Origin of the sequence: Clostridium psychrophilum, assembly GCF_018861705.1 — a bacterium.
Classification (GTDB): Bacteria; Bacillota; Clostridia; order Clostridiales; family Clostridiaceae; genus Clostridium_AD; species Clostridium_AD psychrophilum.
In genome coordinates, this window is record NZ_JAHLEC010000229.1 from 1 (window position 1) to 1,687 (window position 1,687).

A 1,687-nucleotide genomic window follows, 5' to 3' on the forward strand; every position below is an offset into this window, starting at 1 on the left:
ATATTCAGTTAAATAATATATAATTTTATTATGTATTATTTTTATACAAATTTAAGTAGAGCGAGGTACAATAATGAATAAAAAACTGAGAATACTAACAAGAAATCTGCAAAAACTATTTAATTCAGAAATAATTAAAAAGATGTCTTTAAAGCACCAAGTTGTTAAGCGCAAGAGTAAGCTTACTGGAGAAATTTTTCTGAATTTATGCACATTTTATGGTGAAGAATTATGTTCAGCAGCTCTAACAAAATTATGTACTAGATTATCAGCTAAAGATGACATTTTGTTGTCTCCACAAGCGTTACACAATAGGTTTAATAAAGGTGCTGCTGAATTTATGAAAAATGTCTTTAATGAAATGATGAAGGTACAAAGTGATATTTTAAGGGAACAAGAACAATTGCTTAAAACAAACTTTAATAGAATAACTGTAGTGGATTCTACAATTTTTAAACTTCCAGATAATCATAAAAACATTTATAAAGGATCTATAAGTAAATCAGGTGCTAAAATACAGCTTCAGTATGATTTATTAACGGGAGAATTTATTCTTTGTGAGGTTATGCAAGGATATAAAAATGATGGGTCCTACATCCCTAAATTACAAAGTACAGTTAGAAAAGGTGATTTGTGTTTAAAAGATTTAGGCTATTTGAAAATAGAGGATTTAAGATTTATTGAGAATGTGGATGCTTACTATGTTTCAAAACTTAAAATTCATATGAATATTTTTAAAAGGCAGGAGGTAACAGAAATAGGGTTTGGCGGTAAAACAACTGTGAGAGATAGATATTCCCTAATAGATCTCTACAAGCTAACAGAACCTTTATCAGAAGGTGAAACACTGGAGCTTTCAGAAATCTATTTAGGAAATGCATACAAAAATAAATTTAAAACCAGATTAATTGTAACTAAATTATCTGAAGAAAACAAGAGAAAAAGACAAAATAAACAGAAAGAGGAGATTAGAAAGGGGCATAAAATTGCAGGTGAAAGAGACGAACAATGGGCTTCTATAAATGTTTATGTTACTAATACACCAGTTGAAACTATAGATGCTTTAAAGGTTCATGAACTATACACCTTGCGGTGGCACGTCGAGATAATGTTTAAAATATGGAAATCTAATTTTAAGATTCATAGAGTTAAAAAAACAAAAATTGAGCGGTTTGAATGTTTTTTATATGGAAGACTTATAGCCATACTACTATCTTTGTGTATTGTTTTTACATCTCGCAAAACTATTTACGAAAATGAAGGTAAAGAAATTAGTGAATTAAAGTCTTTTGGAATTGTTCAAGATTACTTTGATGTGTTAAGGCAGAAAATTTTCAAGGGTGAAATAATAGTATCAACCCTATTATTGAAGATTTTTAATTTGATAAAGAAATTAGGTTTGAAATGCAAACGAAAAGGCAGAAAAACACTAGCATTAATACTAAAGAACATTGAAATAACAGAAGCTGAATTGGTAAAAATGGCAAGTTAATACTTGATGTTATTTATATATATGTAAATAATCTACAAAAATAATTGCAGTTTTATTTGCTGTGCTTAAAATTCACAATATTCATTAATTATTTTGAAAAAATTCTATTTTTGCCCATATTACAACTTCCATTTATAAAATAATGATAGCCATCATCATTTGGAATATGTTTCAATTCTTAGGTTGATGGCTATG

The 1,687-nt window shown here is 28.0% G+C and carries 1 protein-coding gene; it reads left to right on the plus strand.

Going from position 1 to position 1,687, the window contains the following annotated elements:
- Positions 1-73: 73 nt before the first annotated feature.
- The gene (locus KPL38_RS19135) at positions 74-1,492 is read left to right on the plus strand and encodes an IS4 family transposase (RefSeq protein ID WP_216290726.1); all 1,419 of its coding nucleotides are present in this window, start codon (positions 74-76) and stop codon (positions 1,490-1,492) included.
- The last annotated feature ends 195 nt before the right edge of the window (positions 1,493-1,687 follow it).